The sequence below is a fragment of the Pseudorhodoplanes sp. genome (assembly GCA_032027085.1).
Classification (GTDB): Bacteria; Pseudomonadota; Alphaproteobacteria; order Rhizobiales; family Xanthobacteraceae; genus Pseudorhodoplanes.
Map to the genome: position 1 here is coordinate 4,673,586 of JAVSMS010000001.1, position 13,262 is coordinate 4,686,847.

Here is a 13,262-nt window from a genome sequence, read left to right on the forward strand (position 1 = left end):
CCCGCCAGCCAGGAGAGGGCTTGACCGAAGGCTGAAATCGGCTTGACGCTTTCTTTTGACGCCATGTGCCCCGGCGGCCTCCTCCAGCCTATCTTGTCATAAAGCCATAGCAAGCGGTCTTTTCCGATGCTACCTTTCAACGTTCATGAAGTCTCGCGAGTCAGACGTGCCGATCACCTCGCCTGCCACTTCGGCGCTCCTTGCCGACAGGTCACCGATGCCGCTGTACCATCGGCTCTATGTGATTTTGCGCGATCGCATTGCGAGCGGCCAGCATCCCGAAGGATCTGTCCTGCCGAGCGAGATTGAGCTCACGGAGAGCTTCAAGGTCAGCCGCATCACCGCGAAGCGGGCGCTCGATGAACTTGCCGCCGAGGGGCTGGTGGTGCGCGTGCGCGGACGAGGCACTACGGTAACCGGACGCGCGGCCGCATTGGTCGGTGCCCGGCCAATTACTGCCAATATCGACGGGCTGCTTGAGAATCTCAGCGCTATCGGACGCGAGACATCAGTCGAGGTCATTGAATTCGACTATGTGGGGCCGCCCGATTTGGCACGAATCCAACTCGCGCTTGATCCTGGTGCGCTCGCGCAGCGGGCGGTGCGGGTTCGCAGCCTGGACGGCATACCGCTCTCGCAATCCACCACCTATGTGCCCGAACATATCGGCCGCGCCTATGGTGCCAGAGAGCTTGCGACAACCGCGTTGATCGACTTGCTGGAACGTGCCGGGGTCATCGTCGGCGCAGCCGAGCAATCGATCACGGCCACCCTCGCCGACAGTTTGACCGCCTCGCGGCTGAAGATCGGCGTCGGCGCGCCGCTTCTGCTCATGAAGCGGTGCGTGAAGGACAGAGACGGCAAACCGGTACAGTACATCGAGGTTCTCTATCGGCCTGACCGTTTTGAATATCGCATGTCGCTGACGCGCGATCAGGCCGCGGGCCACGGACGCTTTTCGTCCAAAGGGGCGGCCGCAGTTGCCGCCAAAATTGTGAAGCCGCCCAAGCGGCCATCGAAGAGCCTGAAAACGCAGAAGGGGAAAAGGCGATGCATAACAGGATGACACGTAACAGCCTTCGCATGACACGGCGCCAGCTTATGATGGGAACGGCCAGCTTTGCTGTCGCGAACATTGGCATGCCGGCAATCTTGCGTGCGCAAGGCCAGAGTATCAAAATTGGCATTCTGCATCCGGTCACCGGCGGCCTCGCCTATGAGGGCGAGCAGTGCCGCAAGGGTGCATTGCTGGCGCTCGAGGAAATCAATGCGGCTGGCGGTATCAAGTCGATGGGCGGGGCGAAGCTTGAGCCCGTTCTGGCCGATGCACAATCCAAGCCTGAGGTGGGCGCGGCGGAAGTCGATCGACTGGCTGAGGCGGGCGTTCTTGCCATCCAAGGTCCCTATGCATCCGGCATCGCACTTGCGACCACCCAGGCTGCTGCCAAACACAATCTTCCGCATCTCGTCGATGTCGGAGTGGTTGACCAAATCATCGCGCGTGGCCTGCCGAACACGTTCCGCTTTGCTCCTGGCTTCGGAAAGGTCACGTCGTTCGCGTTGGACGCTTTGCAGAAAATCAACGCGGCGGCTGGCAACCCCGCCAAGACAGCCGTAATTGTTCACGAAGACGGTGCTTTCGGCTCCGGTATGGCCAAGCTGCTGAACGAGAAACTGCCCGGTCTTGGCATACAGGTACTGCAATCGCTGAGCCACCCGACTCCACAGCGCGACTTCACCAACATCGCGCTGCAGGTCCGGCAGGCCAATCCGGATCTCATTATCCCATCGAACTATAAAAACGATTTTATCCTGATGGCGCGAACCTTCCGCCAGCAGCGTGTCCGCCCAAAAGTGGCGATCTATGCCTTGCTAGGCGGTGCCGCGTCGAATGTCGCCTTTGCCAAGCAATATCCGGATGCGGCTGAATACATCATGGACTGCAACCACTGGTACAATCCAACCAAAGCGCTCTCAAGGACCTTCGCCAAGAAGGTGGCCGACAAGGGCTGGGATCTGACTTATGAACTGATGCTCAACTATTCCTGCATGCGCGTGCTGGCCGATGCGCTCGAGCGCGCGGGTGCACCGGACCGCGCCAAGATCATCGATGCGCTCGCGTCGTCGACATACAACGACCACATCATGCCTTATGGTCCGACGAAGTTCGTCAAAGGCCAGAACGAAGGTGCGCAGCCCGCCAATACGCAGATCCTAAAGGGCAATGTCGAGGTAATTTTCCCGCAGGAATTTGCCTCAGCAAAGGCTGTATTTCCGGTGCCGCAGGGCGGTTGACGTGTTCGCCGCTGCGGCACCACGATGCTCAACTTCGGCCTGTTACTTCCCGCCGTGCTGAACGGAGTGACGACGGGGGCGGTCTACGCCCTCATCGCACTCGGGCTGACGCTCATCTACGGCGTTTTGCACATCATCAATTTTGCGCACGGAAGCCTGCTGATGCTGGCCCTCTATGCGGCGTTTTTCCTGTATACGCTCGCCGGCGTCGACCCCTATATCGCGTTGTTCCTGCTGATACCGGCGTTCTTCGCGCTTGGCTATGCACTGCAGCGTTTCGTCATCCAGCCGGCCAGCCATGGGCGCGACGAGAATATCCTGCTCGTCACGCTCGGTCTTGCCATCATCATCGACAATCTGGCGCTGTGGCTGTGGACGTCGACGACACGCACAATCGACACCTGGTATTCGTTCGAGGTGATCGACCTTGGCTTTGCGTTCATCCCTCTGCCAAAAATCATTGCTTTTCTCAGCGCGCTCGCCTTTGCCGCGCTGTTGTGGGTATTGATCGCATTCACCGATCTTGGCAAGGCCATCCGGGCAGTGGCGCGCGAGCGCGAAGGTGCGCGCCTTGTTGGGATCCGCGTCGAACACGTTTATGCCATGACATTCGGAATCGGCACGGCGGCGGTGGCGGCGGCCGCCTGTCTTCTGCTGCCCACCTTCTACGTCACCCCTCAGGTCGGGTATGCCTTCGTGCTAGTCGCCTTCACGACGGTGGTGCTCGGCGGCATGGGCAGCTTCGTTGGCGCGCTCATCGCTGGGATCCTGCTCGGCATCGTCGAAGCCCTGTGCGGACTTTATCTCGGTGAAAGCCTGGGCCAGATCGGCATCTTCGCCATCTTCATCCTCATCCTGCTGTTCCGCCCGGTGGGCCTGTTCGGAGCGCGAGCATGAACGCGAAGATCCCCGGCATAGCGCTGCTCGCGTTTCTCCTGTGCATGCCGTTCGTCGTGCAGTCCGAATTCTGGCTTTCCTTCTGGTTGCTCGTTCTGATGTTCACCTTTCTTGGCCAGGCATGGAACGTGCTCGGCGGTTACGGCGGACAATTCTCCTTCGGTCATGCGCTGTTTTTCGGGGTCGGTGCGTTCGGAACAGCTATCCTGCAGGTGCGGCACGGAGTGAACGCCTATGCGGCCGGAGCGATTGCGATCGCACTGGGTGCAATCATCGGCGGCACGGTAGGTCTTCTCGTCTTTCGCTACCGGCTACGTGGGGCCTATTTTGCACTCGTCACGCTCGCCTTCGCGGAGGTCGCGCGTGTGCTTGTGTCCTCTTTCGACTATACGGGCAGCGGCTTTGGCATGCTGGTACCGCTCGCGCGCAGCGCCGGGAACTTTCAGTTCCAGGACCGCAAGGTGTTTTATCTCATCGCCTGGGCACTGGTCGTATTAGGCTGCCTCGTGGCGATGTGGCTTGAGAACTCCCGTTTCGGTGCCAGGCTAATGGCGGTGCGCGAAAACGAGGATGCCGCCCAGGCGCTCGGCATCGACCTCGTCCGCACCAAGGTCTGTGCGATCATGCTTTCGGGCGCGATGGCGGCAACGGTCGGCGTCTTCTACGTGCAGAACTTCCTGTTCGTCGACAGCCACCTGGCTTTCGGTCCTGCGATGTCGATCGAAGCATTGCTTGTATCCATTATTGGCGGAATGGGGACAGTGTTCGGACCGCTGTTTGGCGCGATCGTGCTGCATGCGCTGGGGGAAGTGGCTAAACAGATCACAGGCAACGCGCCCGGACTCAATCTCGTATTCTACGGCGTTCTGCTCATTCTTGCGCTGCGCTTCCTGCCGAATGGCATTGCCGGCCTGTTCACCCGCCGCTTCGTGCGCCGCCATCACCGGGAGGCTGCGAATGCTTGAGGTGCGCGATCTCAACAAGCGCTACGGCGGCATCAGAGCGATTGACGGCGTTTCGCTCGATGTGTCCGAAGGTGAGATCGTCGCCTTGATCGGCCCAAACGGCGCAGGCAAGACGACATTGTTCGCTGCGATCGCAGGGTTTGTGCGGCCAGACGCTGGTAGCGTGCGGCTCGCAGGCAATGACATTACAGGACTGCCACCGCATGTCATCTGTGCGCGCGGCCTGGTGCGCACGTTCCAGATTGTACAGCCCTTTGGCGCGCTGAGCGTGCGCGAAAATATCGCGGTCGGAGCGCATCTCCATCGCGCGGCGCGCCGCGGCGCGCTCGCGAAGGCTGAAGAAGTGGCCGAACAGGTTGGACTCGGCAAACGGCTTGATCAACCGGCGGCAACGCTGACCGTTGCGGGCCGCAAGCGGCTCGAACTCGCCCGCGCGCTGGCGACCGACCCCAAGCTGCTCCTTCTCGACGAAGTGATGGCTGGCCTCAATCCGACCGAGGTCGCCGATATCGTTCCGGTCATGCGGGCAGTCCGCGACAGCGGTGTCACCATCCTGCTGATCGAGCATGTCATGCAGGCCGTGGTGAGCCTCGCCACACGCGCATATGTGCTCAATAATGGCCGGATCATCGCGTCCGGCACAACCGCCGAGGTCGCGAGCGATCCGCAAGTGATCGAAGCCTATCTCGGACACGGCGCGGCTGCGCGGGTAAAGAGTCGGCTGGAGGCCGCCCATGCTCCTTGAGGTGGGCCGGATGGAAGCAGGTTACGGCGCTGTTCCAGTATTGCGCGGCCTCGACATGCACGTTGCGCAGGGTGAGGTGATCGCTGTTCTGGGTGCGAACGGTGCCGGCAAATCCACGCTCAATCGCGTGTTAAGCGGACTGATGCCTCCCTGGAAAGGAATCGTGCGTTTCGAGGGCGCTGACACCACAGGCCGCGACGCATCCTACATGGTTGAGGCCGGCCTCGTACATGTGCCAGAGGGCCGGCGCATCTTCCCTAACCTCAATGTGCGCGAAAACCTCGAACTTGGCAGCTATCGGCGTGGCCGGAACAATCGCGCACGAAATCTTGAACGCGCATTCAGCATCTTCCCGAGGCTAAAGGAACGTATAGGCCAAGCCGCCGGCACTCTCTCCGGTGGTGAACAGCAGATGCTTGCAATCGCCCGCGGATTGATGGCGGAACCGAAACTCCTGATCCTCGACGAACCTTCGCTTGGTCTGTCACCATTGCTCGTCGAAGAGGTTTTCGGACTGATCCAGCGCGTTCAGGAGGATGGCCCGGGAATCCTGCTGGTCGAGCAGAATGTGGTGCAGTCGCTCGCAATCGCATCGCGCGGCTATATGCTGGAAAATGGAGCTTTCGTACTCGAAGGTCCGGCAGCGGCTCTGCTCGACGACCCGCAATTGAAGAAGACATATCTGGGTCTGTAACAAGATGATCTTATCCGAACGTCTGCGGCAACCTCCCCTTATCGTCGCCCCCGGATGCTACGACGCGCTGTCCGCGCTGCTGATCGAGCGCGCGGGCTTCGAGGTAGCTTATGTGTCAGGCGCGTCCATCGCCTATACACGCTTCGGCCGACCGGATATCGGGCTCGTCTCATTCAGTGAAGTTGCGGACACTGTCGCCGCGATCCGCGAGCGGGTCGGGATTCCCCTCATCGTCGACATGGATACCGGTTTCGGAAACGCACTCAATGTACGGCGCACCGTGACATTGCTTGCGCGCGCGGGCGCCTCCGCACTGCAACTTGAAGACCAAATGACGCCAAAACGGTGCGGGCATCTTGCCGATAAGCAGCTCATCGGCCCCTCCGAGATGGTCGGCAAGATCAAGGCCGCACTTGATGCCCGGCCGAGCAAAGACGTGCTGCTTGTCGCGCGCACCGACGCAATCGCAGTCGAGGGCTTCAACGCCGCGCTTGATCGCGCCGAGGCTTATGTGGAAGCCGGCGCCGATGTGCTCTTCATCGAGGCACCACGATCGGCCGCAGAACTCGCCGCGATCGGGACGCGCTTTCGCGGGCGCACCCCTCTGCTCGCCAATATGGTGGAAGGCGGCGAGACGCCACTCACCGATGCCAGCAAACTCGAGACCCTCGGCTTCTCCATCGCGATCTTTCCAGGCGGCACCGTGCGGGCGCTTGCGCGTGCGCTCGGCGACTATTTTGCGAGCCTGAAGACACACGGGACGACCGCGCCCTTCCGTGACCGAATGCTTGATTTCAAGGGCATTAACGACATCGTGGGGACGAACAACATGCTGGAGCTTGGGCGATGCTATGACTGATCTTGATCCTGTCACGCTTGCGGTTCTGAAAGGACGGCTCGAGCAGATCGCCGATGAGATGGATGCGACGCTGTTCCGTTCCGCGTTCAATCCGATCATCGCCGAAGCGCGCGACGCGAGCCACGGGCTCTATCATGCCGAGACCGGCGACACCCTGGTGCAGGGCAAGGCGGGGCTGCCGATCTTCGTTGGCGCCATGGCCTTCGCGGTGCGCGCCGTGATCGAAAAATCAAAAAGGCAGGGCGACCTCGCGGACGGCGACGTCTATCTCTTCAACGACCCTTACGAGGGCGGCACGCATCTCTCCGACTTCAAACTGGTGCGGCCGTTCTTCCGCAAGGGCCGTGTCTTCTGCTGGCTCGCTTCGGTCGGGCATTGGCACGATGTCGGCGGCAACGTGCCCGGCAATTACAACCCAATCGCAACCGAGTGCTTTCAGGAAGGCATGTTAATCCCGCCGGTGAAACTGTTCGCAAAAGGCGAGATGCGTTCCGATGTCGTCGACATCGTCACTGCCAATTCGCGCCTGCCGAACAGCGCCTATGGCGACCTGAACGGCCAGATCAATGCGCTTGACCTGGGCGTACGCCGCCTTACCGCGCTGCTCGATGAGTATGGCAACGACACGATTGGGGCCGCGCTCACACAATTACGGATGCGAGCCGGTCAATTGATGTGCGCCAATATCGCAGAATTGAAGGACGGCACCTATTCGGCCGACGATTTCCTCGACAACGACGGCATCAAGGACGAACCGCTGAAGATCGCGCTTGATCTCAGGATCGAGGGCGACAGGATGACGTTCGATTTTTCGCGCTGCTCGCCGGCCTGCGCGGGGCCGCTCAATATCGCGCGTTCGACAACGATTGCCGCCTGCTATGTCGCGTTGAAGCATATCTTCCGCGATGTGCCGGCGAATGCGGGCGTGCTTGATCCGATCAACTTCGTAATCCCGGACGGAACGCTGCTCGCGGCGACGGCGCCAAAACCCGTCGGCGGTTATACCGAAACAATCCTGCGCATGATTGACACGGTGTTCGTCGCGCTCGCGCAGGCCTGTCCCGGTCGGGTCAACGGTTGCGCCTACGGCACCATCAATGCGCTCTCGCTCGCCGGATACCGCAAGGAGGGGCGGCGCTGGGTGATGTTCTCCTTCTTCGGTGGCGGACATGGCGGCCATCCTGAGGGGGACGGCCTCAACCACGGCAACGCGCCAATCTCGACCGCAACGATTCCGCCGGTCGAAATCCTCGAAGCTGCGTATCCGGTGATGTTCACCCGTTGGGCGCTGCGGCCCGACAGCGGCGGCCCCGGCCGCAGCCGCGGCGGGCTCGGCGCAATCTACGAAATCGAACTCCTTGAACAGCAGGCCGATGTCTTCCTGTTCGGCGAGCGTGGCCGGTTCGCCCCGCCCGGCGTACTCGGCGGCGGCGCGGGTGCACTCAACCGCTTCGCCGTGTTGCGCAACGACGGACAGGAGGAACGGCCCCCAATGGCTTCGAAGTGGGTCGGCATCAAACTCGCCAAGGGTGACCGCGTGCGGCTGGAAACACCGGGTGGCGGCGGTTACGGACCCGTGACCGAGCGCGCGGCCACCGCCGTCTTGCGTGACATCGAAAACGGTTACGTCTCGGACGCTGCAGCGAAGAAAGTGTATGGTTTGAAAGGCGCGGCATGAGCGGACGTGTTGTTATCGGTGTCGATGTCGGCGGCACTTTCACTGATCTCTTCTTTCTCGACGAAGCAAGTGGACGCACCTGGATCGGCAAGGTGCCGTCCACGCGTGGACGCGAGGCGGTCGGCTTCCTGAACGGTATTCGCCAAGGCACGGAGAACCTTGCCAAGGTTGCGACCGTGGTTCATGGCACCACCGTCGGCACCAACGCATTGCTGGAGCGCAAGGGCGGCAAGGCCGGTGTGATCGCGACCGAAGGTTTTCGCGACGTGCTGGAGATGCGACGGCGCGATCGTCCGCAAACCTGGGGCCTGTGGGGACAATTCGAACCGGTCGTTCCACGCGAGCGGCGCGTCGAGGTGCGCGAGCGCGTGCTTGCCGATGGCACCGTTCACGCGGAAGTCGACCCCGAAGAGGTTAAGGCACGCGCTCGCGAACTGCTCAAGCTCGGCGCGCAGGCTGTGGCTGTGACCTTCATCAATTCCTATGCGAACGGACAGAACGAACGCATCGCCGCACAGACGCTCAAGAGCGTGTGGCCAAACGCCTATATAAATGTGTCGAGCGAGATTCTGCCCGAAATCCGCGAATTCGAGCGGACTTCGACCACAGTACTCAACGCCTATCTGCAGCCGGTCGTGGCTGATTATTTCGACCGCCTCGAGGCCGACCTTGGCGCCCAGGGCTTTGCCGGCCAATTGCTGATCGTGCAATCGAATGGCGGCGTGATGACGATCGAAACCGCCAAGGCGCGTCCCGTTCGTACCGCGCTCTCCGGCCCTGCGGCCGGCGTAATCGCCGCCGCACATATTGCGGAAACGGCGGGTTTCCCGAATGTCGTCACCGGCGATGTCGGCGGCACGAGCTTCGACGTGTCGCTGATTGCAGACGGGCACACGGCGCTCGCCGCACAGACGGCGATCGATTTCGGGCTCGTCGTACGGACGCCGATGATCGAGATCACGACCATCGGCGCGGGCGGCGGTTCGATTGCTTCCGTTGATCGCGGTGGACTACTGCAGGTCGGGCCAGAATCGGCCGGCGCCGTTCCCGGCCCGGTCTGCTACGGCCAGGGCAATGAGCGCCCGACACTGACAGATGCCAATGTCGTGCTCGGCCGCATCAATGCGGAGCGTCCGATTGGCGGCGCGCTAGCCCGCCTTGATGTCGAAGCCGCCAGGGTGGCCATCGCGAAACGCGTCGGCGACCCGCTCGGACTCGATCCGGTGGCGGCCGCCGAGGCCATCGTTCGTGTCGCCAACAGCCGCATGGCTGGCGCCATCCGCCTCGTTTCGATTGAGCGCGGTCACAACCCGCGCGATTTTGCCTTGATGCCTTTCGGCGGCGGCGGCGCTTTGCATGCCGGCGCGCTCGTTAAGGAAGTGGGGCTCAAGGCGGCGCTCGTGCCACCCTTTCCCGGCGTAACATCCGCACTCGGTTGCGTCATTGCAGATATGCGGCATGATTTCGTGCAGACGGTCAACCGCGCGCTGGAAGAGATCGATCTCACCGCGTTCAATGCGGAGATCGCGCGGATGGTCGATGACGGCGAACGGCTGCTCGACCGGTCAGCTGGCGCCTTCACCGGTCGCGACACGCATATCACCTGCGACATGCTCTATCTCGGTCAGACACATACGGTGGCCGTTCCAATCGAATGGACGAAGGGCCGCGCGCTTGATGTCATAGCGATACGCAAGGCATTCGAACTGAAGTATCGCGAGGTCTATGGCCGTTTGCTTGGCGGAATTCCCATCCGTATGCTGAACCTGCATGTCGCGCTGATCGGCCGCCGCCCCAAACTCGATCTTGCGGCGCTGGCTCCCTCCGGCGGCACCGTGGACCGCTCGAAAGAGGGTATTCGGCCGGTCTATGCCGACGGCGGCTGGCATGAGGCGACGGTCTATACGCGGCATGGATTGCCGGTCGGCGCCGTAATTTCCGGGCCTGCGATACTGGAACAGCAGGACACGACAATATTCGTGGAACCGGACCTGCAGGCCCGCGTCGACCCATTCGGCAATATCATCATCGAGCGGAAATCTACATGATCGATCTCTCCCGACCCGAAACGATCGGCTTGATCCTCGTCGACCTGCAGAATGATTTCCTGCACCCGAGAGGGGCCTATGCGCGGGGCGGAGCGACGTCGCCCGCGATTGCCGCATTGCCCGGGCGCGTAAAGCCGGTGGCCGACCTGCTGCGTGCCGCGGGTGGATGGATCGTCTCAACTCATTTCACGCTGGTGCCGGGCAAGGGTGGCGAGCCTTTCATCTCCCCTCACCTCAAAGCATTGCGGCCATTTCTCAGGAAGGGGGACTTCGCACCCGGAGGTTTTGGGCACGCTCTCGTAGACGAGCTTCAGCCGGCCGATCTTTCGGTCGACAAGGTTGCTTATTCGGCCTTCTACATGAGCCGGCTGGAATGGGTGTTGCGCAAGGCCGGGTTGGAAACGCTTGTGTTCTGCGGCATCGTGACAAATGGCGGCGTCGCTTCAACGCTGCGCGACGCGCATGTGCGCGATTTCTCGGCAATTCTTCTGGAAGATGGTTGTGCAGCCTTCTCCGAGGATGTTCACAGGACGAATATCGCCGCGTTGCGCTCCGTGGCGGAGGTCATGACCTGCGCCGAATTTGCTGCAGCACTGGCGGCTCAACGACGGTAAGCGGCCTCATCCGGTTTTTCGCTTCGAAGCCAGTTTCTTCTCGAGGTGGGGCACGAGCCCGCCGTCTGCGAGCATCTCCAGCAGAAATCCGGGCAAGGCTTCTCCCGACAGAACGACTCCACGGCTCTCGTTAGTGATTTCGCCCCTGGCGAGATCGACCGTGACGCGATCGTTGGGATGGATATCGTCTATTTCCGGACAAACCATGACCGGAAGGCCGAGATTGAGCGCATTGCGCAGGAAAATGCCCCCAAAGGACTTCGCAATGACGGCCGACACACCCAGAACCTTCAGCGCCTGCGCCGCCTGTTCACGGGAAGAGCCGAGTCCGAAATTCCGCCCGGCGACCACAACGTCGCCAGGTCGAACCGCACTTGCGAAACCAGGATCCACTGCCTCAAGGCAATGCTGCGCCAATTCCTCGATCGGCGCTTTCATGTAGCGGCCGGGAGCAAGCGCATCCGTATCGATATTGTCGCCGAAGACAAACACGCGACCGCTCACGCCCGGCCTCCATCCAGATAGGACCGCGGATCGGTGATGCGCCCTTCGATAGCTGAGGCAGCCGTCGTGTAGGGCGAACCCAGATAGACCTTCGAGGTGGCCGCCCCCATGCGACCCTTGAAGTTGCGCGCAGTGGACGAAATAGCGGTGACATTTTCACCAAAGCGCGCGTCGCCATAGCCCGCGCAGATGCCGCATGCATTGGGAAGCAGACGTGCACCTGCGTCAAGTATTGCGCCGAGCGTGCCTTCCTCCCGGGCAGCTTCTTGATCACGGAATGACGCCGGCGCCACTAGAAGCTCGACCCCCTTGGCGATCTTGCGCCCGCGCAAAATGTCCGCCGCCATACGCAGATCTTCAAGTTTAGCGCCAGTGCAGGCGCCGACGTAAGCGACGTCGATCTTAACGCCGACGTGGTCGCGTACCGGTGCTGCGTTTGCCGGGCTGTGCGGGGCGGCAACCTGCGGATCCAGCGTGCTCGCATCAAATATGTGGTGCTCCGCGGGACGCGCGTCGCTGTCGCTGCGCCACGCAACCGCGTCGTCAAAACGAGCCCCGACTTTGCGCAGATAGGCCGCAGTGACCTCGTCGGCCTCGATCAAGCCGGCCTGGCCGCCGAGTTCGGCGGCCATATTGGACAGCGTCATGCGCTCCTGGATCGGCAGGGCGCGAACAGCCTCACCGGCATATTCGATGGCCTGATAGCGGCCACCATCCATACCAAGCCGCGCACACAAGAAGAGCATCATGTCCTTTGCCGAAAGACCGCGGCCAAGCCGTCCGGTCCATTCGATGCGGATCGTTTCCGGCACCTTCAGCCAGATTTCGCCAGTCGCAAGCACACCTGCCATTTCGGTGGCGCCCACCCCGAACATATATGCACCGAACGCGCCGCCTGTCGGTGAGTGGCTGTCGCCACCGACAACCAGCATTCCGGGCCTGAGGTGGCCGCGCTCCGGCAGCACGACATGACAGATACCTTGCGCGTCGTAGAAGCGCGATATGCCTTGGGCTGCGACGAACTCGCGCGTGACATCCTGAATGTGCCGGCTCTCGTCATCCGTGGCCGGCACATAATGGTCGGTAATAAGGACAACCCTGTCCGGATCCCACACACCGACGCCGAGTCGATCGAGGATCGGCTTTACCCGGCGGGGACCGCCGGAATCGTGAATCATCGCGAGGTCCACCGCGCAGGTCACGATCTCGCCCGGCGAGACGCGATCCCGCCCGGCCGCCTTTGCGATGATCTTTTCAGCCAGCGTCATGCACATACGTCTATTCCTCGGAGGCGCAATTCGAGCCGCTCAAGTTGATCTATTATTATACCAATACAGCTAATCTGAAAATCTGCGTCATGCGATCCGATCTGAGCTTGGCCTACGCGTCGCTTTGGCGTTTTTTTTTACGTGATTGCGGCCCATTTCGCGGTGCAGCCGACAAACGCGCATCGCATTCACTGGCCAGCCCTGCCGCCGCTGCAAAGGCAAGAGAATGCGTAGCGCACCCACGTCTCCGCGATCTCTTTGATCGTGGTCCTGAGCGCCGTCTGCTCGGCCGCCGGGAGCGGTAATGATAGGTCGAGCGATCCACAGAAAAGGCACGGCAAGCCCGACGAATGCTCACCTGCCAAACTGCCCGTGCGTGATCAACCATCTGCCGCTTCCGAGCAGGCTTCATATTTTTCGGCGGATGACGTCCTGCAGCATCGCTTTGTCAAGCGACAGCTCGGCAACAAGCTTCTTCAGCTTGCCGCTCGAGCTGTCGCAGACGCTTCATTTCGGATGGCAGCCCGCCGTACTTCATCCGCCAAGGCTAGAAGGTCGCCTCGCTGATCCCGGCCTTGCGGCTGCCGAGGGTGATCGCAGGTGTCAGATTTGCTGAGGGCATCGAGGTCATCCACGTGCCGGAAAACCGCGCCGCCTGATCACCTCGTCACCTAAAATCCCGCATAGCTTCCCTT

Annotated in this window: 12 protein-coding genes and 1 pseudogene; 10 read left to right on the forward strand and 3 right to left on the reverse strand. The window is 61.5% G+C overall.

Going from position 1 to position 13,262, the window contains the following annotated elements:
- Window positions 1-166 precede the first annotated feature (166 nt).
- From RO009_22910 to RO009_22955, 10 genes are all read left to right on the forward strand, one after another.
- Window positions 167-1,066, forward strand: a complete 900-nt coding sequence (locus RO009_22910) for a GntR family transcriptional regulator (protein ID MDT3687888.1) — start codon at window positions 167-169, stop codon at window positions 1,064-1,066.
- Window positions 1,067-1,140: 74 nt separating this feature from the next.
- Entirely contained in the window at window positions 1,141-2,295 is a 1,155-nt protein-coding gene (locus RO009_22915) for an ABC transporter substrate-binding protein (GenBank protein ID MDT3687889.1), read from the forward strand.
- A gap of 24 nt (window positions 2,296-2,319) precedes the next feature.
- The gene (locus RO009_22920; protein MDT3687890.1) at window positions 2,320-3,192 is read left to right on the forward strand and encodes a branched-chain amino acid ABC transporter permease; all 873 of its coding nucleotides are present in this window, start codon (window positions 2,320-2,322) and stop codon (window positions 3,190-3,192) included.
- Window positions 3,189-4,157: a branched-chain amino acid ABC transporter permease gene (locus RO009_22925; GenBank protein ID MDT3687891.1), complete on the forward strand. Its 969-nt coding sequence runs from the start codon at window positions 3,189-3,191 to the stop codon at window positions 4,155-4,157. Before RO009_22920 ends, RO009_22925 begins: the two co-directional genes overlap by 4 nt.
- Complete coding sequence (locus RO009_22930; GenBank protein ID MDT3687892.1) at window positions 4,150-4,902, forward strand: ABC transporter ATP-binding protein; 753 nt, start codon at window positions 4,150-4,152, stop codon at window positions 4,900-4,902. The genes RO009_22925 and RO009_22930 overlap by 8 nt, the downstream gene beginning before the upstream one ends.
- Window positions 4,892-5,596: an ABC transporter ATP-binding protein gene (locus RO009_22935; protein MDT3687893.1), complete on the forward strand. Its 705-nt coding sequence runs from the start codon at window positions 4,892-4,894 to the stop codon at window positions 5,594-5,596. The genes RO009_22930 and RO009_22935 overlap by 11 nt, the downstream gene beginning before the upstream one ends.
- A gap of 4 nt (window positions 5,597-5,600) precedes the next feature.
- Window positions 5,601-6,455, forward strand: a complete 855-nt coding sequence (locus tag RO009_22940) for an oxaloacetate decarboxylase (GenBank protein MDT3687894.1) — start codon at window positions 5,601-5,603, stop codon at window positions 6,453-6,455.
- A complete protein-coding gene (locus RO009_22945; GenBank protein ID MDT3687895.1) occupies window positions 6,448-8,133 on the forward strand; it encodes a hydantoinase B/oxoprolinase family protein in 1,686 nt (561 codons plus the stop codon). The genes RO009_22940 and RO009_22945 overlap by 8 nt, the downstream gene beginning before the upstream one ends.
- A complete protein-coding gene (locus RO009_22950) occupies window positions 8,130-10,181 on the forward strand; it encodes a hydantoinase/oxoprolinase family protein (GenBank protein ID MDT3687896.1) in 2,052 nt (683 codons plus the stop codon). The genes RO009_22945 and RO009_22950 overlap by 4 nt, the downstream gene beginning before the upstream one ends.
- Entirely contained in the window at window positions 10,178-10,795 is a 618-nt protein-coding gene (locus tag RO009_22955; GenBank protein MDT3687897.1) for a cysteine hydrolase, read from the forward strand. Before RO009_22950 ends, RO009_22955 begins: the two co-directional genes overlap by 4 nt.
- 6 nt (window positions 10,796-10,801) lie before the next feature.
- Here the strand turns inward: RO009_22955 and RO009_22960 are convergent, their stop codons facing one another.
- From RO009_22960 to RO009_22970, 3 genes and pseudogenes are all read right to left on the reverse strand, one after another.
- Window positions 10,802-11,299 carry a 3-isopropylmalate dehydratase small subunit gene (locus tag RO009_22960; GenBank protein ID MDT3687898.1) on the reverse strand — a complete coding sequence of 166 codons (498 nt, stop codon included), beginning with the start codon at window positions 11,297-11,299 and terminating at the stop codon, window positions 10,802-10,804.
- Window positions 11,296-12,567 (reverse strand): 3-isopropylmalate dehydratase large subunit, encoded by a 1,272-nt coding sequence (locus RO009_22965; GenBank protein ID MDT3687899.1) that lies wholly within the window; start codon window positions 12,565-12,567, stop codon window positions 11,296-11,298. The genes RO009_22960 and RO009_22965 overlap by 4 nt, the downstream gene beginning before the upstream one ends.
- Window positions 12,568-12,680: 113 nt before the next feature.
- Window positions 12,681-13,147: pseudogene (locus tag RO009_22970) on the reverse strand (IS3 family transposase).
- Window positions 13,148-13,262: the final 115 nt, after the last annotated feature.